The organism is Solwaraspora sp. WMMA2080, assembly GCF_027497395.1.
Classification (GTDB): Bacteria; Actinomycetota; Actinomycetes; order Mycobacteriales; family Micromonosporaceae; genus Micromonospora_E.
In genome coordinates, this window is record NZ_CP114910.1 from 3,216,278 (window position 1) to 3,242,931 (window position 26,654).

At 70.6% G+C, this 26,654-nt stretch carries 6 protein-coding genes; 1 reads left to right on the plus strand and 5 read right to left on the minus strand.

Annotated elements, in window-relative coordinates; translation table 11 throughout:
• Positions 1–2: 2 nt before the first annotated feature.
• Both O7543_RS14630 and O7543_RS14635 read right to left on the minus strand, forming a co-directional pair.
• Positions 3–962, minus strand: a complete 960-nt coding sequence (locus O7543_RS14630) for an ATP-binding cassette domain-containing protein (protein ID WP_281553317.1) — start codon at positions 960–962, stop codon at positions 3–5.
• Positions 963–1,080: 118 nt separating this feature from the next.
• Complete coding sequence (locus O7543_RS14635; RefSeq protein WP_348650110.1) at positions 1,081–1,728, minus strand: PadR family transcriptional regulator; 648 nt, start codon at positions 1,726–1,728, stop codon at positions 1,081–1,083.
• Positions 1,729–1,834: 106 nt separating this feature from the next.
• Between O7543_RS14635 and O7543_RS14640 the strand changes: the two genes are divergently transcribed.
• The gene (locus tag O7543_RS14640) at positions 1,835–3,586 is read left to right on the plus strand and encodes a biotin carboxylase N-terminal domain-containing protein (protein ID WP_281553316.1); all 1,752 of its coding nucleotides are present in this window, start codon (positions 1,835–1,837) and stop codon (positions 3,584–3,586) included.
• Positions 3,587–3,685: 99 nt separating this feature from the next.
• Here the strand turns inward: O7543_RS14640 and O7543_RS14645 are convergent, their stop codons facing one another.
• The 3 genes from O7543_RS14645 to O7543_RS14655 all read right to left on the minus strand — a co-directional run bounded on the left by O7543_RS14645 (position 3,686) and on the right by O7543_RS14655 (position 26,590).
• Positions 3,686–14,827 carry a LamG-like jellyroll fold domain-containing protein gene (locus O7543_RS14645; RefSeq protein ID WP_281553315.1) on the minus strand — a complete coding sequence of 3,714 codons (11,142 nt, stop codon included), beginning with the start codon at positions 14,825–14,827 and terminating at the stop codon, positions 3,686–3,688.
• A 304-nt stretch (positions 14,828–15,131) separates the two neighbouring features.
• A complete protein-coding gene (locus O7543_RS14650) occupies positions 15,132–15,434 on the minus strand; it encodes a hypothetical protein (RefSeq protein ID WP_281553314.1) in 303 nt (100 codons plus the stop codon).
• Between the two features lie 11 nt (positions 15,435–15,445).
• Positions 15,446–26,590 carry a LamG-like jellyroll fold domain-containing protein gene (locus O7543_RS14655; protein ID WP_281567468.1) on the minus strand — a complete coding sequence of 3,715 codons (11,145 nt, stop codon included), beginning with the start codon at positions 26,588–26,590 and terminating at the stop codon, positions 15,446–15,448.
• Positions 26,591–26,654: the final 64 nt, after the last annotated feature.

The following is a 26,654-nucleotide window of genomic DNA, read 5'->3' on the forward strand; positions in this document are numbered from 1 at the left end:
GGTCAGCTCTCACGCAGCGAACGGCCGGTCTTGGTGAGGAACACGTCGTCGAGGCTGGGCCGGTGCAGCTCGATCGAGCCGAGTTCGAGACCGGCGCCGTCGATGGTGCGCAGGATCTGGGGGATGGCGGTGGCGCCGTCGTCGACGAAGAGCCGGACGCCGCCGTCGTCGGGAGTCTCCAGCTTGCTGACGTACGGCTGGCTGTCGAGCAGTTGCGCGGCGGCGGCCGACTCGTCCGGACGCAGCCCGACGGTGACCACCTCGCCGGCGACCTCCCGCTTGAGCGCCGCCGGGGTGCCCTCGGTGACGATCTCGCCGTGGTCCATGATCGCGATCCGGTCGCAGAGCGCGTCCGCCTCGTCGAGGTAGTGGGTGGTGATGAAGACGGTCATGCCTTCGGCACGCAACCGGCGGATCTCGTCCCACATGTGCGCCCGGCTCTGCGGGTCCAGCCCGGTGGTCGGCTCGTCGAGAAAGACCACCTTCGGCTCGTGGATGATGCCCAGCGCGATCTCGACCCGCCGTCGCTGGCCGCCGGAGTAGGTCTTGCACTTGCGGTCGGCGTACTCGGTCAACTGGAACGCGGCGAGCGCCCGGGTGGCCCGACGTTGCGCCTCGGCCTTGCCGATGCCGTACATCCGGGCGTGCATCACCAGTTCCTCGCGACCGGTGACCTCGTCCCAGGTACTGCCGCCCTGGGCCACGTAGCCGATCCGCCGACGGACCTCGCCGGGGTTGCGCAGCAGGTCGGCCCCAGCGATGACGGCCTCCCCGCCGTCGGGCTCGATCAGCGTGGCGAGCATCCGCAGCGTGGTCGTCTTACCGGCACCGTTCGGCCCGAGGAAGCCAAAGATCTCCCCCTCCTCGACCAGCATGTCGACGCCACGGACCGCGTCGACGGTCTTGGCGCCACGACCCTGCCGGGAGCGAAACGACTTCCGCAGCCCTTTGGTCTCGATCATGAAGTGTCTCCTGGCTTGCCGAGCCGGCCGGCCGCCGGCCGCTCTCCCCCGTGGGCAGGCCGGGCCGCCCAGCTCCCCACGCTGCATCTGGCACGCTAGACCCCGGCGATCGGGCTAGTCAACGTTGATTATTGCTGGGTGATCTGGCCGACTCCCGGTCGGCGGCGTCCAGGTCAGCCTGCCACCCCGCCCAGGTGCCGTCAGCCGACTCCTCCGCCGGGTGATACGACGCCCCGGACTCGATCAGCGCGGCGATTCGGTCACACCACGCGATCTCCCCGTCGACCCGGGCGATGGTCAGCTCCAGCATCCAGCCGACGTACGACGGTTTCTGCCGCAACCACCCGGCGGTCAGGTCGTCGCGGGTAGCCGCGTTGCCGGCCCGCAGCATCGCGGCCCGGCCCCGCAACATGGCGACCGCCTCCGCCCGGGGCATCGCCGGCAGAAAGGCGAACGCGCTGAGAAACGGGTCGGCCGGCGGTCGGCAGTCGCGCCAGTGCTGCCGCACCAACGAGTCGAATTCATCGACCCCGGCGGCGGTGATCTCGTAACTGGTCCGCGCCGGCCGGGTACCGACCTGGGCGGTGCCGACCTGGCGGAGCAGCCCTTCCTCGGCGAGCTTGCGCAGCGCGTGGTAGATCGACCCCGGTGCGACGTTGGCCCAGCTGTCCGCCCGCCAACTGAGCAGCTCACGGCGCACGTCGTAGCCGTGCACCGGTTGCATCCAGTTGACCAGACCGAGAATCATCATCCGGGTGGCAGACACATCCGGAGCCTAATCGCCAGTGTGCCATCCCACACTGAGCGCCGGTTTAGTTGATCAAGCAGGCCGATAGACTCCGGCTTGGTCCGTGAGCAAAGGAGAACAGGGCGTGCGCAAAGTTCTCGTCGCAAACCGGGGCGAAATCGCAGTCCGGGTGATCCGTGCCTGCCGGGACGCCGGGCTGGCCAGCGTCGCCGTGTACGCCGACCCGGACCGCTCGGCGGTGCACGCCGGGCTGGCCGACGAGGCGTACGCCCTCGGCGGGGAGACCGCCGCCGACACGTACCTGCGGATCGACAAACTGCTCGACGCCGCCACCCGGTCCGGCGCCGACGCCGTCCACCCCGGCTACGGGTTCCTCTCCGAGAACGCCGACTTCGCCGCCGCGGTCATCGACGCCGGGCTGACCTGGATCGGGCCCAGCCCGCAGGCGATCCGCGACCTCGGCGACAAGGTCACCGCCCGGCACATCGCCCAGCGGGCCGGCGCACCACTCGTTCCCGGCACCGCCGACCCGGTCGCCGGCCCGGACGAGGTGGTCGCCTTCGCCGAGCAGTACGGCCTACCGGTCGCGATCAAGGCCGCGTTCGGTGGCGGTGGGCGCGGGCTGAAGGTCGCCCGCGAGATGGCCGAGATCGCCGACCTGTTCGAGTCGGCCACCCGCGAGGCGGTCGCCGCGTTCGGTCGCGGCGAGTGCTTCGTCGAGCGCTACCTGGACCGGCCCCGGCACGTCGAGGCGCAGGTGCTCGCCGACCAGCACGGCAACGTGATCGTGGTCGGCACCCGGGACTGTTCGCTGCAACGCCGCCACCAGAAGCTCGTCGAGGAGGCACCGGCGCCGTTCCTCACCGACGCCCAGCGCGCCGAGATCCACACCAGTGCCAAGGCGATCTGCCGGGAGACCGGCTACCACGGTGCCGGCACCGTCGAGTACCTGGTCGGCGTCGACGGCACCATCTCCTTCCTGGAGGTCAACACCCGACTGCAGGTCGAGCACCCGGTCACCGAGGAGACCGCCGGCATCGACCTGGTCCGCGAGCAGTTCCGGATCGCCGTCGGCGAGCCGCTGCGGTTCACCGACGACCCGCCCCCGCGCGGGCACTCCATCGAGTTCCGGATCAACGGCGAGGACCCGGGCCGCAACTTCCTGCCCGCGCCCGGTGTCATCACCGCACTGCGCCTGCCCACCGGCCCCGGCGTACGGGTGGACACCGGCGTCACCGCCGGCGACGTCGTCAGCGGCAACTTCGACTCGCTGCTGGCCAAGCTGATCGTCACCGGCGAGACCCGCGCCGAGGCGCTGGAACGCGCCCGGCGGGCACTGGACGAGATGGTCGTCGACGGGATGGCCACCGCCCTGCCGTTCCACCGCCTGGTGGTCCGCGACCCGGCGTTCACCAGCGAACCGTTCACCGTGCACACCAGGTGGATCGAGACCGAGTTCGACAACACCGTGCCGGCGTTCACCGCACCGGCGGCGGCCCCCGACGCCCCCGAACCCCGCGAGACCGTTGTGGTCGAGGTCGGCGGCAAGCGGCTCGAGGTCAGCCTCCCCGCCGGCTTCGGCAGCGGTACGGCCGCCGCGCCGACCGCCGCCCGCCAGCCGGCCCGCCGCCGGGGTGGCACCAGCACGGCGGCGGCCGCCAGCGGCGACGCCCTGGTCTCGCCGATGCAGGGCACCATCATCAAGATCGCGGTCGCCGACGGCGACCAGGTCGCCGAGGGCGATCTGGTCGTGGTGCTGGAGGCGATGAAGATGGAACAGCCGATCAACGCGACCAAGGCCGGCACGGTCAGCGGCCTGGCCGCCGAGGTCGGCGCGGTGGTCACCGCCGGCGCGACGATCTGCGTGATCAGCTGACCGTCCCGGTGCGATCACCCCGGGACGGTCCAGTGCCCGGAGCCCCTTGCCGTCGTAGTAGACGAACAGCGCCCAGTAGTGCACGTCCACGTCACGCTCCTACGGCTGCAGGGCCGCGGTCAGTATCCGACCGGCGTCCTTGCCGTAGAAGACGACCTGGTTGCCCTTCCAGTGCGCGGGGAGTCCCTTGTTGACGAACTTGTCGACGTTCATCAGCATCGGCCCTTCCACCACCTGATGCCGGCCGAGTGGGTTGCCCCGGGCACCGGTGCGGTAGTGCTTCACGACGTCGGCCAGATCGGGACTGGTCGCGGTGAACTTCTTCGTCGCCAGGGCGTCGAGCTTCGCGTTCGGCACCTTGAAGTGCAGCACCACGCCGTCCCCACCGAACCGCGGACTCCCCGCCCAGTCGGCCGCCTGCTGCCGCGACCGGGTGGTGTAGAAACCCTTCCCGAAGTCCATCTTCGACCGTGACGAGAATCCGGTGTCCACGCCGTCGGCCCGGATGTTCTCCGCCGCCTGCCGGCTCGTCCCGTGGTACAGGTCCGTGTAACCGCCGCAGTTGTGCACCAGCACCGGCCGGTCGGCTGCCACCACGTAGTAGGTGTGGTCGGCGTCGACGGTGAGGTCGTTCATCCATTTCAGGCCGGTCCAGACCCGGACCGCGGTGACCCGCTGGGTGGATTCGCCGTCCGGGCTGCGCAACCGGTCACCGGGGCGCAGGTCGGCGGCGTCGGTCCACCGGTCGGTGGTGGCGTTCCAGAACGGATGCTGCGCGGTCGTCTCGACGACCGTGCTCTCGCCGGTCGTGGTGTCGGTGACCGTGACATCGGTCAACTCCCGGTCGGCGTGACGGTGCAGCAGCCGCACCGGCCGGGCCGTGCTCTGCCCGGTGGCCGGGTCGGTGGCCAGCACCTCGTCGCCGAGCTCGACCTCGGCGATCGGCTTGGTGGTGCCGTCGGCCATCCGTACCCGGGTGTCCGGCGCGAAACTGTGCCGCACACAGCTGGCGGCCCCGTCGGCGAGGTCGTCGACCCGGCTACCGCCGACGCGGGCGGCGTCGTCGGCGTAGTCGGCCGCCTCCCGGGTGGCCCGGCTGGTGCCGCGCGACACCGCCCGCGACAGGTCGTCGACCTTGCGCCCGACCGCCTTGCCGGCCGACGCCGCAGCCTTGCCGACACTGGTGCCGGCGACCTTCTTCGCCCCGGCGGACCCAGCCTTGCTCAACGCCTTGCCCGCTGCCGGGCCCATCATCGGCAGCGCCGCGCCCAGACCACCGGCGGCACCACCCAGTACGGCGGTGCGCAGCAGCTCGACGCCGGTCTGGCCCTGCATGGCACCGGTGACCAGGGCACCGGTCACGCCGGAAGCCACCCCGCAGGCGACCGCGCCGACCCCGGTCCAGCCGATCGCGACCATACAGGCGGCTTCGACGAAGAACCCGACCAGCGCGCCGACGATGTCGGCCTTGTGTTCGACGATCCAGTCCCTGGCCGTCCGGGCCCACTGGCCGACCTGGTCGACGGCCCCTCTGACCGCCTCGGCCATCTTCTGATAGGCCTTCGACACGGCCTGCTTGACGTCGTTGATCTTCTCGGCGATCTGTTCGCGGGCCGCCTGCGCCCACTCAAAGACCTGCTCCCACGCCTGCCGCACCCCGGCCTTGACCGTGTTCCAGGCCTTCTGCACGCCGGAGGAGACCTTCTTCCAGGCGTTGCGCAGCCGCTTGCCGAAGTGCCCGGTCGGGTCGGTGACGGTCAGCGAGTTGCCGTCGCCGTACTGGTAGCGGTTGGCCCGGATCGAGTCGGGCACCGGGCTGACGGTGACGCTGTCGCGGCTGTCGAACTGGCCGACGGCCGGGTCGTACCAGCGGGCGTGCATGTTGACCCGACCCGACCGGGGATCGGTCCACTCCGACTGGTAGCCGAGGTTGCCCTCCATGCCGCTGGCGGCGGTCACCTCACCCAGCGGCGAGTAGGTACGGTGACCGGTCACCGACGTCCCGGCGGTGTTGAACTGGGCGACGATGTCGTCGTGCAGATCGGTCCAGAGCATCCGGCTGGTGCCGCCGTCCCGGACCGCGACGGCACCGCCGTCCGGATCCCGCAGGTACTTCGCCGCGCCGTCCATGGCGAGGTCGTTGCCGAGCCCGGTGTACCGGAAGTCGCTGCGCAGCGCCCGGCCCAACGCGTCGTAGGTGTACTCCCGGGCGTTGCCGCCACCGGTCGGCTGCTGGCTGACGATCTGGTCGAACGCGTCCGCGACCCCGACCGAGGTGGTGCCGCCGGTGACGGTCTGCTTACGGGTGCCCCGGGCCGTGTACTGGTAGCTGGTGCCGGTGCTGTCGGAGACGAGCCGGTTGCGGGCGTCGTGGACGTAGTCGACGTCGCCGACCCCGGTCCGGTTGCCGGCCGCGTCGTACCGGTAGCCGACCGTGGTGTTGCCGTCGTTCCACGACGTGAGCCGGTCGGCCAGGTCGTAGGTGTAGGTGTTGCTGGCCGTCGTCGAGCCACGGGTGACGGTCTTGCTGGTCTCGTTGCCGTTGGCGTCCCACCCGTAGGTGATCGTCCCGAGGACCTGCCCGTTGGACCGCACCAGCCGGTCTCTGGTCAACCGGTGCAGGTCGTCATAGTCGAACACCCGCCGGTTGTTGGTGCCGCCGTAGGACATCGACGACACCGCCGACATCTCGTCGTAGGAGTACCCGACCGACACCCCGGCGCTGCTGTTGCTCACCGACGCCAACCGGCCGGCGCTGTCGTAGCCGTACTGGGTCAACCCGGCCGCGTCGTCGCGCGAGGCCATCGACCCGTCCGGCGTGTAGGTGAACGCCGCGTCGCCCGACGGGCCGGTCACCGACAGCGGCAGCCCCCGGTCGTCATAGGCGACCCGGTTGGTGCCGCCGGACCCGGAGAACTCCACCAGCCGACCGGCCGGGTCGTAGCCGTACGTCCGGTCCTGGGTCGCGGCCTCGGCACCGGAGCCGGACTGGCGCTCCAGCCGACCGGCGTCGTCGTAGACCAGGGTCCGGGTCACCCCGCCCGGGGCACGCTGCGACACTGGCTGACCGGCCACGTCGTACACAGTGGTGTACGTGCGGTCCGCCGCGTTCGGGTACGCCGCCGTCGCCGGCTCGATCCGCGACTGCGGCAACCCCCAGACGTTGTACGTCGTCCGGAACGCCTGCCCCCGCCCGTCGGTGAACCGGGTCGGGTTGCCGGCCAGGTCGTAGCCGTACGACGACTCGATGGTGGTGCCGGCAGCCACCGGCTCGGACTGGGTGCGCGGCAGCCCGGTCGCGTCGTAGCTCAACCGGGTCGTGCTGCCCCGCGCGTCCGTCGCCGACACCATGTTGCCGGCGGCGTCGTAGGTCCAGGCCGACGTGGTCAGCGCGGCCCCGCCGGTCGCCCGGTACGCCGCCGTCGCGGTCGGCTGGGACAGCGGGTCGTACGTGGTGGTGGTGGAGGTGCCGTCCGGGTTGGTCTGCTTCACCGGGCGGCCCAGGGCGTCGTGGTCGACCCGGCTGGTCTGCCCGGCACCGTCGACGACGCTGGCCAGCTCCCCGGCGGCGGTGTAGCCGTACTTGGTGGTCACCCCGGCCGGCGTGGTCACCGTCGACAGGCGACCGGCGATGTCGTGGCCCATCGTGGTGGTGTGCGTCTGACCGGTCTGGCGGACCGCCTCGCTGACGCTGGTGGTCCGCCCCAGCAGGTCGTAGCTGCTGCCGGTCACCGCCCCGGTGGGGTCGGTCACGGCGAGCAGGTTGCCGGCCAGGTCGTAGCGGGCGGTCGTGGTGGCACCGTCCGGCGCCACCTGGGTCACCACCCGGCCCAGCTGGTCGTAGGTGAACCCGGTCTCTCGGCCCAGCGGGTCGGTCTGCGACACGACCTGGCCGAGGATGTCGTACGCCGCCGTGAAGACCGGGACGACCGGGGTCGACCCGCCCGGCGGGGTGTACGCGGGCAGCCGGGTCTCGTAGGGCCGGCCGGCCCGATCGAACGCGTACCGGGTCACGTTGCCGTTCGGGTCGGACTCCGCAGTGACCTCGCCGAACGCGTTGTAGCCGATCCGCTCCACCGGCCGCGCCGTGACCACCGGACCGTCGAGTTCCCCGCTCTCGGCCTGCACCTGCGGGCCGGTCGACACCGCTGGCCGGTCGGCCTCGTCGTAGGCCACGTTCGTGGTGTTGCCCAGCGGATCCAGCACCGCCGTGGCCAGACCACCGTCGTCGAGCACGTAGCTGGTGCGCGACACCGTGGCGTCGGCCGCCGGTACGGTGCCGGCGACCACCCGGTCGGCCCAGCCGGCGTCCGCCGACACGCCCTGGTACAGCTGCAGGTCGGAGATGGCCCCGTCGAGCCCGGAGCCGATCCGCAGCCCGCCCCTCGCCACGCTGTGGAAGCGGGCGCCGGTGAATTCGTCGACCTTGTCGCCGTCGATGAACACGGTGAACTTGTCAGCCTGCGGGTCGACGCCGACGGCCAGGTGCTGCCACTGCTCCTCATACACCGTGCCTTCCCCGAAGGGACAGTCGCACCGGATGATCGAGCCCGTCTGCTGCTCGTTCGTGGCCACCCGCCAGCCGTCGATGGTGTGGTCGAACCGGAGCTGGAAGGCGAAGTCGCGGTTCGTGGGGGACGTACTCACCCGCGCGGCACCGGGCACGGTCAGCACCGCGCCGGACTTGCCGTCGTTGTCGACCCGCACCCAGGCGGCCACGGTGTACGGCCGGGTGGTGTCCACCGCCGGCGCGGCCGTGGTGATCTGCGACGTCGACGCACCGGTGAACGCCGCGACCCGCCCCCGCTGGGCGTCGTTCTCCCAGGTCACGTCGGTGGCCGTACCGGGGCTGTTGCCGGCCGAGTCGGCGGCCGCCGTACCGCTGGTCTCGTCCAGCTGCCAGCGGGCCACCGGCGTCGTCGTCCGGTCCGTCTCCCGGTACCGGGTCTGCGAGACCTCCCGGCCGAGGATGTCGTACGCGTGGTCGGTGACGGCCAGCGTCGCGCCGGATCCGTCCCGGGCGACGCTGGACAGCACCTGGTCACCCGGCGACAGCGTGGTCTCGGTGACCCGGTGCAACCCGTCGGGGTCGAGCACGCTGCGGGTCTGCCGGCCCGCCGCGTCGTAGGCGTACGTCGTGACGGTCTGCCCGTTGTCGGTCTGCTGCTCGACCAGGTTCCCGGCCGCGTCGTAGCTGTTGGCCTCCAGCAGGAACGAACTGTCCCCGTCGGTGCGGGTCACCGTCGCGGGCCGCCCGTCGTCGGTGTACGTGTACTCCGTGACGTGCCCCATCGCGTCGGTGGTCGACGCCAGCCGGCCCGCCGGGTCGTAGACGTTCGACTCCACCACCAGGTCCACGGCAGGAGTCGGATCGTTCGGGTCCCCGGTGTAGCCCTTCAGCGTCCGCGACAGCAGGTCGCCGTTGGCGTCCACCTGGTAGGCGTTGACCGTCCCGTCCGGATCGGTCTGCTCCACCACGTGCCCGTAGACGTCGTAGCGGTAGCCGGTGGTGGTGCCCATCGGGTCGACGGCCTGCGACCGGCGGCCGTGGCCGTCGTAGGACCATTCGCTGACCCGGGCCGCATCCCCACCGGTGGCGTCGCTGACCCGCTGCTCGGTCAGGAACCCGTCCGGGCTGTACGAGTGCTGCGTCACCGCCGTGTGCACCGCGCCGGTCACCCGGTCCGTCACCGCCGGATCGGTCCGGGTCGCCACCCGGCCCATCGCGTCGTACGTGTACGTGGTGGTCCGCCCCTGCGGGAACGACGGCGTCACCACCGTCTCGGTCAGTTCCCGACCCAACCGGTCGTAGGTGTACGTGGTCGTCGCGCCTGCCGGGTCGACCACCGTCGCCACGTCACCGGCCGAGGTGTACGTGATCAGCTGCCAGCCCTTCGACGGGTCCAGCACCTGTGTGGGCAGCCCGGCCGGAACGCTCCCGCCGGTGGTGTAGGCGATCTCCGTACGCCGGCCGAGCGGATCCACCGTGCTGCGCAGGTCACCGTTGGAGCTGTCGTAGAGGTAGAGCGTCCGGTAGGTGTCGTCCTGCGCGCTGGACGAGCCCGGCCCCCGCGCCGCCGTCAGCCGGTCGCTCTTCGGGTGCGTCGGGTCGCTGCTGTAGAAGGTGTAGGTGTAGTAGCTGCTGGCGCACTTGTCGGCGGCCTGGTCCTGGCAGGTCACCTCCTGGATGGTGTTGCCGCGCTCGTCCTGCACCGACCGGGTGACGATCCCGTTCGGGTCGTACTCCAGGCTGGTGAACCCGCCGGTGTCGTACCCGTACAGGGTGGTACGGCCCAGCGCGTCGGTCTGCGACACCTTCCGCCCGGAGACCAGGTCGTACGAGTACGACACCTGATGCCCGCCCGGGTCGGTGACCGACACGATCGTCACCGGGTTGGCCACCGTCGTGGTCTGCGTATCCTGCGCCGCCGTGTCGACCTGCGTCGCGCCGGGCGGCAGGGTGTCCGACGGCAACTGGCCGGCCGCTGTCTCCGACAGTGTCGGCGTGTCGGTACCGCCGCCGGTCGCGGCGGTGACCACCAGTGGCACCGTCTGCCCGACCGACCCGTGGTGCAACGTCACCTCGTCGGCGCCCAACGCCCGGTGGTAGAACGCCACCTCCGCCAGCGACCCCGCGTAGTACCCCGTCGCCCCGGCCGCCAGCCCCGACCAGCCGTTGCCGGTGTACCCCGCACCCAGGTACCCCTGGCTCTGCGGTCCGGCCGCCGGCAGCGCCCCGGTGCTCGACTGCACCGGCGCCCCGTCGAGGTACAGCACCTGCGTCGTGGCGTCGGCGGCGTCGGTCGTGGTCAGTACGGCGTGGTGCCACGCGCCGTCGTTGACCGGCGACGGCGACGTCAGCGCCAACGCCCACCGCTGCTTGGCCTGGCTGGTGGCGCAGCTGCGGATGGTCAGCGCAGTGCCGTCCGTGGTGGACGAGCCCGGCACCTCCAGGCACCGCCCCGACCCGGTGTTGCGCCAGCCGCCCTGGTGCGGCGTCCACTTCTGGTTGGCGCTGGTCGAGCAGGTCTGCGCCTGGACCAGCGTGCCGTTGCCGGTGGCCTGACCGGTCAGGCCCAGACACTTGTCACCCCGACGCAACTGTCCACTGCCGCCGACGTACCGCCAGCTCTGGGCGGACGTGGCGGCGCAGGTGCCGACCTGCACCTTGGTTCCGTTGGTGGCCAGCTCCGCGCACTTGCCGGCGAGCCCCGAGGTCAGCGGCCCGGTCGGCTCGGTCGACGGGGCCAGGCCGCGCAGCCGACCGTCGGCGTCGATCCACAACACCGGCGATCCCGCCGACGGCGTACCGCCCACCGCCGCGTCCTGCGTGCCCACCAGCACCCCGGCGGTCGCGGTGGTCCTGAACCACAGCTCCTGCGACTTCGCGCCGTTCGGCGCGACCCGGCCGCCGGGCACCGCCACCAGCGACGACGTCCCGTCGAACGACACTGCGGTGCCGTCGGCGAACGGACCCGCCGCGCCCAGTGTCACCGCGCTGAACGTCGCGGTCTCCTGCCACGTCTCGTTGACCGCGTCGACCCCGGCGGCGTCGCGCAGCCGCCAGTAGTCGGTGGGTGCCGAGCCCAGCACGGCCGCCGCGTACAGGGCGCTGGTGCCGGCCACCCGTGGCGTGCCCATCGTCCAGGTTCCGCCGTTGCCGTCGGTCAGCTCCGACAGCTTGCCGGTGACCGGGTCCGTCGACAGCGACGCCAGGGTCCGCCCTTCGGCGCTGGTCACCGTGGACAGCTGCCAGCTCTGCGCCCGCGCCGTACCGTTGATCTCGGTGACGTCGGCGGCGGTCAACGTCCGGTCGAAGAACGCCACGTCGGCGATCTGGCCGGTGAAGAAGTTCGCGTGCCCGGTGTTGTCGGCGGAGCCCTGGTGCGGCTGGTCCGGCCAGTTCCCACCGACGAACCCGGCACCCACGTACTCGTACGCCGACCCGCCGATGTCGAACATCTCGATCAGGCCGTCGCGGGTCGCCTGCCGGGTGCCGTCCAGGTACAGGGCCTGGCTGGCGCCCTCCCCGGCCAGCACCACGTGATGCCACTGGCCGTCGTCGACCCGGCCGGACGACTGCATGGTGGTGCCGGCGAAGCCGTCGTAGAACTTCGCGTGCAGCTTCCCACTCGTCCCGACGTAGATCGCCGGCGTGTAGTTGCGCGACGTCGTGCCGGCCGAGATCGGATCGTGCTGGTAGGAGAACAGCACTCCGGCCCGCGACGTCGCGCCGGTGCGGAACCACATGCTGACCGACTGGTACGCGCTGTCGTTGACCAGCCCGCTGGGCAGCCGCACCCGCGACGAGGTGCCGTTGAACGCCGTCGACGTCGACGTCGAGCCCGGCCACACCGTCGGCGTCGCGCCCGGCGTCGTGTGCTCGTAGAACGCCACGTCGGTGCCGCCGCGTTCCAGCACGTCACTGGCGGCCCAGGTGGACCCGGCGGGTTCGTTCAGCCGCCAGTACGACGACGGCGCGTGGTTGCGCACCGCGTTCGCCCCCTGGTTCGCGTTGTTGCCCCAGCCGTACGTGGTACACACCGCCGTCGGCGTACACGCCTTCGTCAGGCGGTCGTGGCTGCCGTAGGTGTACTGCCACACGTAGCCGCTGCCGCCGGCGGTCGGCGCGTCCGTCGTCACCTTGGTCACGTGCGACCCGGCCGACGGGCTGGCGGTGCCCGCCCAGGTCAGCGTCAGCGACCGACCGGAGGCGTTGGTCAGCTTCGAGATCAGTCCGCTGCCGTTGTAGGTCGCCGTCAGGGTCCGGTCGTTGGCGTCGGTCACCGCCGTGAGCCGGAAGACCCCGCTGCCGGCGGAGCGGCCGAACACGTACGTGGTGCCGTGTTTGACGGTCAGCCGGTACCCGGTGATCGATGTGCCGGACCTGACCTCGGTCAGCACCTCGTACCGCCCCGGTGGCGGCACGAACGATCCGTCCGAGGTGGGGCCGAAGCCGGCCTCCGAACCGTCCGGATACGTCACCACGGCACTACGCAGCGCGTCGTTCGTGCTGGTCCGCCCGGTCACCTGGGCGTCGAGCAAGCTCGACCAGCCCTGCCCGAACGCCCCCGACCGCCGGGTGTCCAACGTGTTGTACGACCGGGTGATCGCCAGCTCCGGGCCCACCCCGGCCACCTGCGCGTCGGTCGCCGTGGTCGTGTAGTTGCCGATCTCCGGGTGGTAGCCCACCCCCGGGTTCTGCGCCAGCCGGGATCCCAACGCGGGCTGCGGTACCCGGGTGTAGAACGTGTACCTCGGATACCGGGCCCCGTAGACGGCACCGTCGAACGGCTGCACCACCCACGAGTACTGCTTGTTCGAGCGCAGCAGCCCGGCGGGGACGTCGTAGTAGGAGCCGGTGCCCTCGGTGACGTGGAGGACCGTGCCGGCGTCGTCGTGCAGCCAGAGCTTGTAGCTCACCGTCCCGGAGTTGTCCGGGTCGTGGCCGCGCACGTACAACCGGGGGGTCAGCGTCGACACGACCGCGCCGTGCACCGGGGACCGCTGACTCACCTGCGGCGGCAGGTTTGCCGTCATGGTCAGTTCCAGCCGGGGCGCGTACGCCCCGTTGCCGTAGTTCGCCGAGGTGAACCTCGCTCCGGCGGCCAGGACCTGCTCGTCGTCGATCAGCGCGAGACCGAGGTTGCGCTGCCCGATCGCCCACCCCGAGACCAGCTCACGGACGTCGACCTGCACCCACTGGCCGGACGTCGGCCCCGCCGACGGGTTGGCGCACGCCTGCCCGTTGTCGGTGTAGTAGCGGTACCGCACCGAGCCCGGTTCGAGGTCCGGCCCGGGCAGCGCGGCGGTCGCCAACTCACCGACCGTCCACTCCTGCTCGACCAGGCCGACCTGCAGGTCCTTGACGTCGCAGCGCACCCGGTGGTTCAGAAACAGCCGCAGGTACGCCGAGGCGATGATCGGTTTGGCGTCGGTCACCGCGGACGAGATGTCGAAGTTGAGGAACGTCCGGGAACCGACTCCCCCGTTGTAGCCCACCTGCAGGTGGTTGCCGTTCTGCACGGTCGCGCCGGTGGCCGGATCGGAGTCGACGAACACGTCCCCGTCGGGGCCGGTCGTCACCGTCGGATCCACCCGTACCGGGAACACCCGCGCCGGGTCGGCGAGCCAGGCACGGTCGGCGACCAGCCGCAGCGCTGGCCCGCCGTCGACCTCGGTCAGCTCCATCGCGACGGCCGCCGACCGCGCCGGCAGACCGGTCTCCGCGTCCACCGACGAGTCTTCCATGTACGCCGGCGGGATCGACGCCACCACCGCCCCGGCGTCGTCGACCAGCTCGACCGACCCGGCCGAGGAGATGCGGGCCGTCACCCCCCGCAGGGTCAGCGGGAACACCCACGCCGACGCGGCCTGCGGCGACGCCAGGATCAGCGTCTCCTTCACCCCGTCCGGCCGGGCCACCAGCTCCAGGTCGGTGCCGGGCAGCACCTGCCGGTACGTCGCCGTCGCGCCGTCGACCACCGGGGTCACCGTCGCCGCACCGGCCAGACTCCACCCGAACACGCCGCCGCCGGGCAGCGGCAACTCGACCAGCGGCTCCCCCGCCGCCGCGCCGGACGTCGCCGCTGCCCCGGCCGCCGTGGTGTTGGATGTCGACCCCAGCGACACCCCCATCGGGTTGTCGGTGACCCCCCACCGGTCACCCCGACGCACCAGGGTCGGATCGATCGGCCGCCACGACCCGTCCGCCGCCCGGTAGTTAACCTGACCGGTGCTCAGCTGCGCCGTCGTCGAACCGTCGGCGTTGTCGTACACGGTCATGGTCGACCGTGACGACCGGGCGTCGCGGCGGCTCGTCGCCGGATCGTGGCGCGCCGCCGTCACCGGCGTCACCGACTCGTCCACCGCCGGCTGACCGGCGTACCCCGGCAACCCGTCGACCAGCCGCTGCGCGGCGCCGGCGCCCCCGCTGGCCCGGGTCGCCGCCGCCGAGGAGTACCCGCCGGGGCCGGCACCGTCGCCGACCGGCGACACCGGGAGCTCAGCCGTCGCCGGGCCCCCCCATGGCAACCAGCCCGGCCGATCGGTGATCCACGACGTCAGCCACCCCACCGGAAACTCACCGTCGGCGGGCACCGCCCCCGGCGGCACCGACGACGACAACCCCACCAGCGCCGCGGCCACCACCGCGACCCCACCGGCGCACCGCCGCCACCGGGCGAACGTCCGGGTGGTCCCTGTTCGACGACGGCGGTGTGGCTCCTGGCTCGTTCCCATCGGTGGCGGCCTTTCTCGCTGCGGTACGCCCGTTCGCCCAGTTAGGACCATGAACAGATCGTGCCGGCTCGGAGCCGCCGAGTAATGAGGGAGATCTGAGGAAGCCGTTGGGGAATACCAGGGAAGCGCTGAGCGCGCGCGCCAGCAGCCGGCCAGGCATGATGGACAGAGTGCGTGGTGCCGGCGGCGATGAAGCTGGAGCAGCTGATCAACACGGCCCAAGGCCGGCACGGTCAGCTGCTTGACCGCCGCGTTCGGCGCCTACGCCACGATCTGTGTGATCACCTGACCGGGCCCGACCTGATCACCCCGGGACGGTCCAGTGCCCGGAGTCGCGGGCCGGCGCCGGCCGGGCAACCCAGCCGGACCGGTCCGCGTCGTCGCTCCAGTCCGGTACCTCACCGAAGTAGATGATCATCGCCCAGTAATGCCGGTCCTCGTGCAGGACTATCTCGTCGTCACCGGAGAAGTCCTGCCCGTGCCACTGCTCGTTGATCCGGGCGACGGCTTCGGCACGGGAAATGCCGAACAGCTCGACCATCTCGGCCGCCGTCGCGTCCAGCAACTCCCGGACCTCGGCCGACAGGTCCATCTGGTAGTCGTCCACGGATTCCTCTTCTATGGCTGCAAAGCGTCGGCGAGTACCTGGCCGGCGTCCCTGCCGTAGAAGACGACCTGGTTGCCGGACCAGCGGGGCGGAGCCCCCGACCTCAGGAAACCGTCGACGTTCATGAGCATGGGCCCCTCGACCACATTGTAGTTATTCGACAGGTTTCCTCCGGCACCGGTGCGGTACTGCCGTACGATGTCGGTCAGGTCCGGGCTGTTCCTGGTGAACGTCTTCGTGGGCATGGCGTTGAGTTTCGCGTTGGGCACCTTGAAGTGGAGAACTGCTCCGTCGCCTCCGAATCGGGGATTGCTGGCCCAATTCTGTGCCTGCTGCTGGGAACGGGTGGTGTAGAAGCCCTTGCCGAAGTCCATTCTTGAGCGGGTGGAGAAGTTCGGGTCCACGCCGTTGTTCCGGATGTTGTCCGCCGCCTGCCGGCTGGTCCCGTGGTACAGGTCGGTGTAACCGCCGCAGTTGTGCACCAGCACGGGCCGATCGGCTGCCACCACGTAGTAGGTGTGGTCGCCGTCGACGGTGAGGTCGTTCATCCATTTCAGGCCGGTCCAGACCCGGACCGCGGTGACCCGCTGGGTGGATTCGCCGTCCGGGCTGCGCAACCGGTCACCGGGGCGCAGGTCGGCGGCGTCGGTCCACCGGTCGGTGGTGGCGTTCCAGAACGGATGCTGCGCGGTCGTCTCGACGACCGTGCTCTCGCCGGTCGTGGTGTCGGTGACCGTGACATCGGTCAACTCCCGGTCGGCGTGACGGTGCAGCAGCCGCACCGGCCGGGCCGTGCTCTGCCCGGTGGCCGGGTCGGTGGCCAGCACCTCGTCACCGAGCTCGACCTCGCCGATCGGCTTGGTGGTGCCGTCGGCCATCCGTACCCGGGTGTCCGGCGCGAAACTGTGCCGCACACAGCTGGCCGCCCCGTCGGCCCGGCTGCCGCCGGCGCGGGCGGCGGCGTCGGTGTGTTCGGCGGCTTCCCGGGTGGACCGGCTGGAGCCGCGGGACACCGCCCGGGACGCGTCGTCGGCTTTGCGGGTGACCGCCCGGCTGAACGACCGGGCCCCGGCGACGGCCTTCGCGCCGACCCGTGCGCCGGCCTTGCCGAGGCTCGTGCCGGCGACCTTCTTGATGCCGCTGGACGCGGCCTTGCTCAACGCCTTGCCGGCGACCGGGCCCATCATCGGCAGGGCGGCACCGAGACCACCGGCAAGACCGCCGATCACCGCGTCCTGCAGCAGATCCATGCCGGTCTTGCCCTGCATCCCGCCGGTGACCAGGGCACCGGTGATACCGCCGACCATGCCGCAGGCGACCACGCCGACACCGGTCCAGCCGATCGCGACCAGGCAGCCGGCCTCGACGACCATGCCGACGATCGCGCCGACGATCTCGGCCTTGTGTTCGACGATCCAGTCCCTGGCCGTACGGGCCCACTGGCCCACCTGTTCGGCGGCGGCTATCAGCGCCTCACCGGCCTTGATCAGATCCTGATAGTTCTGCTCCACCGTCTGCCTGATGACGTTGCCCGCCTCGACGAGCTGCTCCTGCGTCCACCTGGTGGCCGCCCCCAGGCCGTCGCCGACCCAGTCGGTGAAGTCTCCGAACCGGTCGCCGAACCAGTCTACGGCGCCGTGGTAGGCGTCCTCGATGTCTTCGTACCGGTCGCCGACCCAGTCGGTGAAGTCGTCCCACGACCTCGCGTACGGTTCTCCGACGTGGCCGGTGGGGTCGACCACCGTCAACGGGTTCCCGTCGCCGTACTGGTACCGGTTGGCCCGGACCGAGTCCGGCACCGGACCGACGGTCAGGCTGTCCCGGGCACCGAACTGTGCCGTCACCGGGTCGTACCAGCGGGCATGCATGTTGACCTGCCCGCTACGCACGTCGGTCCACTCCGACTGGTAGCCGAGGTCACCGAGCATGCCACTGTCCGCGGTCACCTCACCCAACGGTGAGTACGTACGGCTGCCGGTCACCGTCGCCCCGGCCGGGTTCATCTGGGCGACCACGTCACCGTGCAGATCCGTCCACACCAACCGGCGCGTGGTGTTGTGCCGCGCCCCGACCACACCACCACCCGGGTCCCGGGTGAAGAACGCGTTGGAACTGTCCCGGGCGAGGTGGTTACCGAGACCGGTGTACTCCCAGCCGTCCCGAAACGCCCGACCCAACCCGTCGTAGTCGAACACCCGCGCGTTACCACCCGCCGGGGTGTGCTCGACCGCCTGGTCGAACGCGTCCGACACCGTCGTCGCCGCACCGGCCGCGCTGCGGGTGCCCCGCGCCGTGTACTGGTAGCCGACACCGGTACTGTCCGAGATCAGCCGGTTACGGGCGTCGTACACGTAGTCGACATCACCGACCCCGGTCCGGTTCCCCGCCCTGTCGTAGCGGTAGCCGACGGTCGTGTTCCCGTCATCCCACGACGTCAACCGGTCCGCCAGGTCGTAGGTGTAGGTGTTGACCGTCGTGGACGAGCCACGGGTGACGGTCCTGCTGGTCTCGTTACCGTTGGCGTCCCAGCCGTACGTGATCGACGCGATCGTCGACCCACCCGACGACACCAGCCGGTCGCTGGTCAACCGGTGCAGATCGTCGTAGGCGAACACCCGCCGGTTCCCCGACGTCCCGAACGTCATCGACGACACCGCCGACATCTGGTCGTACGTGTAGCCGATGGCGGTGCCCATGTCGGCGTTATTCACCGACACAAGGCGGCCCGCACCGTCATACCCGTACTGCGTCGACCCCGCCGCGTCGTCGCGCGACTCCATCAACCCGTCCCCCGTATAGGTGAACGCCGCGTCCCCCGACGGACCCGTCACCGACAACGGCAACCCCCGGTCGTCGTACACGACCTGATTGGTTCCCCCCGGCGCGGAGAACTCCACCAGCCGACCCGCGGCGTCGTAGCCGTACGTCCGGTCCTTCGTCGTGGCCTCCGCACCGGAGCCGGACTGGCGGACCAGCCGGCCGGCGTCGTCGTAGACCAGGGTCCGCACCACCCCACCCGGCGCCCGCTGCGACACCGGCTGTCCGGCCACGTCGTACACCGTCGTGAACGTCCGGTCCGCCGCACTTGGGTACGCCGCCGTCGCCGGCTCGATCCGCGACTGCGGCAACCCCCACACGTTGTACGTCGACCGGAACGCCCGCCCCTCCCCATCGGTGAACCGGGTCGGATTCCCCGCCAGGTCGTAGCCGAACGACGACTCGATGACCGTGTCACCGTCCACCGGCTCCCGCTGCGTCCGCAGCAGGCCCGTCGCGTCGTAGCCGAACCGGGTCACGGTGCCCCGCGCGTCCGTCGCCGACACCACATTCCCCGCCAGGTCATACGACCAGGCCGCCGTCGCCAACGCCGCCCCACCGGACGCCCGGTGCGCCGCCGCCGACACCGGCCGCGACAACATGTCGTAACCCGTCGTCGTGTACGTACCGTCCGGATTGATTTCCTTCACCGGCCGACCCAGCCCGTCGTAGACGACACCGCGGGTCTGCCCCGCGCCGTCGACCACACCCGTCACCTCACCGGCCGCGTTGTACCCGTACCCGACCGTCACCCCCGCCGGCGACCGCACCGACGACAACCGACCCGCCGCGTCATAGCCCACCGTGCTGGTGTGCACCTGACCGGTCTGCCGCACCGCCTCACTCACACTCGTGACCCGACCCAGGAAGTCGTAACCACTACCGGCCACCGCACCCGTCGGATCCGTCGTCGCTAGCAGATTGCCCATCAGGTCGTAGCGCGCCGTCGTCGTGCCGTCGTCCGGCGCCACCTGGGTCACCACCCGACCCAACTGGTCATAGTCGAACTCCGTGACCCGGCCCAGCGGATCCGTCTGCGACACCACCTGACCCAGGCTGTCGTACACCGCCGACGCCACCGGCGTCACCGACGACGACCCATCCGGCGGCGTGTACGCCGGCAACCGGACCTCCACCGGCCGACCCACCCGATCCACCCCGAACGTCGTCACCGCACCGTTCGGATCCGACTCCGCAACCACCTCACCGAACGTGTTGTAACCAACCCGCTCCACCGGCCGGGCCGTCACCACCGGACCGTCCAACTCACCCGACTCCGCCTGCACCTGCGGACCCGTCGTCACCACCGGACGGTCCGCCTCGTCGTACTCCACGAACGTCGCCTGACCCAACGGATCCACCACCGACGTCGCCAGACCCGCCTCATCAACCACATAACTGGTCCGCGACACCCCCGCGTCCGCCACCGGCACCGTGCCCGCCATCACCCCGGCAACCCAGCCGGCGTCGTCCGGCACCCCCTGATACACCTGCAGATCAGAGATCGCCCCCTCGAGGCCCGAGCCGATCCGCACCCCGCCAGCCGCCACGCTGTGGAAGCTGCTGCCGGTGAAGTCGTCGACCTTCTCGCCGTCGAGGAACACAATCCACCGGCCGGCCTGCGGGTCCACGCCCACCGCCAGGTGCTGCCACTTGCCCGCCTGTGTCGAGCCCTGCCCGAAGGTGCGGCGGCGTTGTAGTACGCCGCCGCCTTTGAACACGAGTTGCTCGTTCGTCAGCGCCCGCCATGCGTCGTCGGTGTGGTCGTAGTTGAGCGCGAACGCCGGTGCGCCCCACCCGGACACGCTCGTCCGGGCGCGGCCGGGCATCGCCAGCACCGAGCCGGGCGCTCGCAGGTCGTCCAATCGCACCCAGACGGCGACCGTGTACGGCCGGGTGGTGTCCACCACCGGCGCATCGGTCGTGATCAACGACGACGAACCATCGAACGACGCGACCCGACCCCGCTCGGCATCCGACGCCCAGACCACGTCCGTGGCCGTACCCGGACTGTTCCCCGCCGAGTCGACCGCCGTCGTCCCACCCGCCTCGTCCAACCGCCACCGCGCCACCGGCGTCACCATCCGGTCCGCCGACAGGTAGCCCGTCTGCGACACCGGCCGGCCCACCACGTCATACGCATAATCGACGACCGACAACGCCTCCCCCGCAGCGTCCCGATCCACCCGCGACAACACCCGGTCGGCCGGCGACAACGCCACCTCGGTCACCCGCTCCAGGCCGCCCGGATCCAGCACACTCCGCACCTGCCGACCCGCAGCGTCGTAGGCGTACGCCGTCACCGTCGCACCGTTGCCGGTGACCTGCTCGACCAGGTTCCCCGCCGCGTCGTAACCGTTGCCCTCCAGCAGGAACGAACTGTCACCGTCGGTGCGGGTCACCGACGCGGTCCGCCCGTCGTCGGTGTACGTGTAACTCGTGACGTAGCCCATCGCGTCGGTGTTCGACGCCAACCGACCCGCCGGGTCGTACACGTTCGACTCCACCACCAGATCCACCGGAGGAGTCGGATCGTTCGGATCCCCGGTGAACCCCTTCACCGTCCGCGACAGCACATTGCCGTTGACGTCCACCTCGTAGGCGTTCACCACCCCGTCAGGATCGGTCTGCTCCACCAGGTGCCCGTACACGTCATAGCCGTAGCCGGTCACCGCGCCCTCGGCGTCCACCGACGCCGACCGACGACCATGCCCGTCGTACGACCAGGTACTGACCCGGGCCACATCCCCACCCGACGCGTCGCTGACCTGCTCCTCCACCAGGAACCCGTCCACGCTGTACGAGTAACGCGTCACCGCCCGATGCACCGCACCCGACACCCGGTCCGTCACCGCCGGACCCGTCCGCGTGACCACCCGACCCACCGAGTCGTACGTGTACGACGTCGTCCGCCCCTGCGGGTACGACGACGTCACCACCGTCTCCGTCAACGTCCGACCCAACCGGTCGTACGTGAACGTCGTCTCCGCCCCCGCCGCGTCCGACACCGTCGCCACGTCACCCGCCGAGGTGTACGTGACTGCCATCCACCCCTTCGACGGATCCAACACATTCCACGGCAGACCGGCCGGGGCGTACCCGCCGTCGACCGCAGGCACATCCGTTCCGTCGGTGTATTCGATCTCCGTCTCCCGGCCGAGCGGGTCCGTCACACTGCGCAGGTTGCCGGAGTTGTCATATATGTACGTCGTCAGGTAGGTATCGTCCTGGGCGCTCTGCGAGCCCGGCCCCCGCACGTGGGTCAGCCGGTCGCTCTTCGGGTGCGTCGGGTCGCTGCTGTACAAGGTGTAGGTGTAGTAGCTGCTGGAGCACTTGTCGGCGGCCTGGTCCTGGCAGGTCACCTCCTGGATGGTGTTGCCGCGCTCGTCCTGCACCGACCGGGTGACGATCCCGTTCGGGTCGTACACCAGACTCGTGAACCCACCCGTGTCATAGCCGTACAACGTCGTCTGACCCAACGCGTCGATCTGCGACACCTTCCGCCCCGACACCAGGTCGTACGAGTACGACACCTCGTTGCCGCCCGGGTCGGTCACCGACACGATCTTCACCGGGTTCGAGACCGTCGTCGTCTGCACGTGCTCCGCCGCCTCGTCGACCTGCACCGCACCCGGCGGCAACACCTCAACCGGCAACCCACCCGCCGCCGTCTCCGACAACCGGGCTTCGGCAGCTCCGTCACCAGCCGCGGTCACCACCAACGGCACCGCCCGACCCACCGACTGGTAGTGCGACGCCACCTCGTCCGCGCTCAACGTCCGGTCGTAGAGCGCGACCTCCGCCAACGAACCCTCGTAGTACGCCGTCGAGTCCGAGGGCAGCCCCGACCAACCGTTGCCCGTGTACCCCGCACCCAGATACCCGTGGCTGAGCCTCTCGACCCCGCCGGCCAGAGAGCCGGTGCTGGACTGCACCCGCACACCGTCCAGGTACAACGCCTGGACGGTGTCATCGTCGGCGGCGGTCTTGGTCAGCACCGCGTGGTGCCACTTGCCGTCGTTGACCGGCGCCGCCGACACCAACGCCAACGCCCACCACTGATTGGCCTGGTCGTTGCAGTTGCGGATCGCCAACTGGGTACCGTCCGTGGCCGACGAGCCGGGCACCTCCAGGCACCGGCCCGCCCCCGAGTTGCGCCAACCGTTCCCGGACGTTCCCCACTTCTGGTTCGCGCTGCTCGAACAGGTCTGCGCCTGGACCGGGGTGCCGTTGCCGGTCGCCTGACCTGCCAGGCCCAGACACTTGTCACCCCGACGCAGCTGCCGACTGCTGCCGACGTAGCGCCAGCTCTGCGCGTTCGCACCGTCGCAGGTGCTCAGTTGCACCTTCGTGCCGTCGGCCGCCAACTCGGCGCACTTGCCGGCGAGCCCCGACGTCAACGGCCCGGTCGGATCCACCGACGCCGACAACCCCCGCAACCGGCCGTCGGAGTCGATCCACAACACCGGCGACCCCACCGACAGCGTCCCGTCCACCGCCGCGTCCTGCGCCCCCGCCAGCACATCGCCGGTACCAGTGGTCCTGAACCACAGCTCCTGGGACCGCGTCCCGGCCGGCGCCAGCCGCTCCCCCGGCACCGACACCAGCGACGATGACCCGTCGAACGACACCGCCGTGCCGTCCGCGAACGGACCCGCCGCTCCCAACGTCACCGAACTGAACGTCGCTGTGGTCTGCCAGGTCTCGTTGACCGCTTGAACACCGGCCGCGTCCCGCAACCGCCAGTAGTCCGTCGGCGCGGACCCCAGCACCGCCGCCGCGTACACCCCGCTCGTCCCCGCCACCCGCGGCGTCCCCAACGCCCAGGTCCCACCGTTGCTGTCGGTCACCGATGCCAGCTTCCCGGTCACCGAATCCATCGACAGCGACGCCAGTACCCGACCTTCCTGGCTGGTCACCTTCGACAACTGCCGGCTCTGACCCCGCGCCGTCGCGTTGATCTCAGTGACCTCGGCCGAGGTCAGCGTCCGGTCGAAGAACGCCACATCGGCGATATGCCCGTCGAAGAAGTTCGCATGCCCGTGGTAATTCGGCGAACCATGATGCGGCTGGTCCGGCCAGTTCCCCCCGACGAACCCCGCACCCACGTACTCATGCGCCGACCCACCCACGTCGAACATCTCGATCAGGCCGGTGCGGCCCGCGTGCCGGATCCCGTCCACATACAGCGACTGACTCGAGCCGGCCCCGGCCAGCACGACGTGATGCCACTGCCCGTCGTCCACCCGACCGGACGACTGCATCGTCGTCGAGTTGCCGTCATAGAACTTCGCGTGCAACTTCCCACTCGACCCGACATAGATCGACGGCGTGTAGTTCCTCGACGTCGTCCCGTCCGAAATCGGATCATGCTGGTACGAGAACAACACCCCCGCCCGGGACGCCGTCCCCGTCCGGAACCACAGACTGACCGACTGGTACGCGCTGTCGTTGACCAGCCCGCTGGGCAGCCGCACCCGCGACGACGTGCCGTTGAAGGCGGTCGACGTCGACGTCGATCCCGGCCACACCCCCGGTGTCGGGCCCGGCGTCGTACCCTCGTAGAACGCCACGTCGGTGCCGCCGTTGTCCAGCACGCTGCTGGCCGCCAGGGTCGATCCGGAAGGTTCGTTCAACCGCCAGAACGACGACGGCGCATGATTCAGCACCGCGTTCGCCCCCTGGTTGGCGCTGTTATCCCAGGTGTACGTGGTACACGACGCCGTCGGCGGACACACCTTCGTCAGGCGGTCATAGCTGCCGTACGTGTACTGCCACACGTACCCACCGCCACCGGCGGTCGGCGCGTCCGTCGTCACCTTCGTCACATGCGACCCGACCGACGGGCTGGTGGTGCCCGCCCAGGTCAGCGTCAACGACCGCCCCGACGCGCTGGTCAACTTCGACACCAGCCCACTGCCGTTGTACGTCAACGTCAAGGTCTGGTCGTTGGCGTCCGTCACCGACGTGACCTTGAACGCGCCACCCCCGGCCGCGCGCAAGAACACGTACGTCGTCCCGTGCTTGACGGTCAACCGGTACCCGGTCACCGACGAACCGGACTTCACCGCGGTCAACACCTCGTACCGCCCCGGCGGCGCCACGAACGACCCGTCCGACCCCGGCCCGAACACCGCCTCCGACCCGTCCGGATACCGCACCACCACACCCAGCACCGCACCCGCCGAGTTGGTCCGCTCGGTCACCCGCGCGTCCAACAGACTCGACCAGCCCTGCCCGAACGCCCCCGACCGCCGGGTGTCCAGAGTGTTGTACGACCGGGTGATCTCCAGCGCCGGCCCCACCCCCGTCACCTGCGCGTCCGTCACCGCCGACGTGTAGTTGCCGATCTCCGGGTGGTAACCCACCCCCGGGTTCTGCACCAGCCGGGATCCCAACGCCGGCTGCGGCATCCGCGTGTAGAACACGTACTTCGGATACCGGGCGCCGTAGACAGCCCCGTCGAACGGCTGCACCGCCCACGAGTACTGCTTGTTCGTCTCCAACAACCCGACCGGGACGTCGTAGTACGACTTGGTGCCCTCGTTGACGTGGATGAGGGTCCCGGCGTTGTCGTAGATCCAGACCTTGTAGCGCACGGTGCCGGACTCGTCGAAATCGCGACCCCGCACATACAACCGGGGTGTCAACGTCGACACCACCGCACCGTGGGCCGGTGCCCGCTGGTCCACCTGCGGCGGCAGATTGTTCGACAAGGTCAGCTGCAACCGCGGCGCGTAGTCACCGCCGGCATAGTTCGCCGAGGCGAACAGGGCCGCCGCCGCCGCAGACAAGTCCTCCTCGTCCAACAGCGCCAGACCAAGATTCGGCTGACCGATCGCCCAGCCCGAGATCAGGTCCCGGACATCGACCTCGACCCACTGGCCGACGGACGGATTCGCGTTCGGGTTCTCACACGCCCGCCCGTTGTCGGTGTAGTACCTGTAGTGGTTCGGTCCCAGATCGATCTTCGGGCCCGGATGGGCGGCGGTCCGCAGATCCCCGACCGTCCACTCCTCCTCGACCAGCCCGACCTTGACCCGCTGGACGTCACACCTCGCCCGGTAGTTCAGGTACAGCCGCAGGTTCGCCGAGGAGATGAACCAGCCCGCCTTCGCAAACTCCGCTGGGATGGTGAACTTGAGAAACGTCCGGGACAGGACGCCGTCCCGGTTGCCGATCGCGAGACGGTCACCGTTTTGCACGGCCGGGCCGGTGTCCGGATCGGTGTCGACGAACACGTCCCCACTCGTCGAGATCAGCGCGCCCACGTCCGCCCGCGCCGGGAACACCCGCGCCGGATCCGTCAACCACTCCCGGTCGGCCACCAGCTTCAGAGCCGGGGCACCGTCGACCTCGATCAGCTCCATCGCGACCGCCGCCGACCGCGCCGGCAACCCCGTCTCCGGGTCGACCGACGAATCCTGCATGACCGCTGGCGGGATCGACCCCACCACCGAACCGGCGCCGTCGACCACTTCGACCGACCCACCCTCACCGGCCCGGACCGACACCCCGTCCAGCGTCAGCGGAAACACCCACTCCGACCCGGCCTCGCGCGACGCCAGCACCAGCCCCTGCTGCACCCCGTCCGGCCGCGCCACCACCTCCAGGTCGGTGTCCGCGAACACCTCCGGGTACGTGGCCGTCCTGCCGTCGACCGCCGGCACCACCGCCGCCGCACCAGCCAGACCCCAGCCCACCGACCCATCATCGGGCAGCGACAACTCCACCAACGACTCACCGGCAGCAGCGCCCGCCAGCGACACCCCCAGCGAGTTCTCCCGCACCACCCACCGGTCACCCCGACGCACCAGAGTCGAGTCCACCGGCCGCCACGAACCATCCGCCGCCTCGTAGTTGACCTGCCCCGTACTCAACTCCGCCGTCGTCGAACCATCCGTGTTGGTGTACACATCGGCTTTCGGCCCCGATGCCACCGCGTCCCGCACACTCGTCTCCGGATCGAACCGGCCCACCGTCACCGGCGTCACCGACTCGCCCACCACCGGCTCCCCGGCGTACCCCGACAGACCGTTCACCAACCGCTGCGCCGAACCCGCCCCACCCGACGCCCGCGTCGCCGCCGACCCCACGTACCCACCCGCACCCGCACCGTCACCGACCCGCGCCGCCGGCAACTCCACCGCCGGCCCACCCCACGGCAACCACCCCGACCGACCGGTGAACCACGACGACAACCACCCCACCGGGAACTCACCGTCCGCCGGCACCGCACCCGGCGGCACCGACGACGACAACCCCACCAGCGCCGCGACCACCACAGCGACCCCACCGGCCCACCGCCGCCACCGAACGAACGTCCCCGCTGTCCTCAAGCGACGCCGACGGTGAACAGCACGACTCGCAGACATCAGCGGCTACCTCTTCCCACCTCGATAC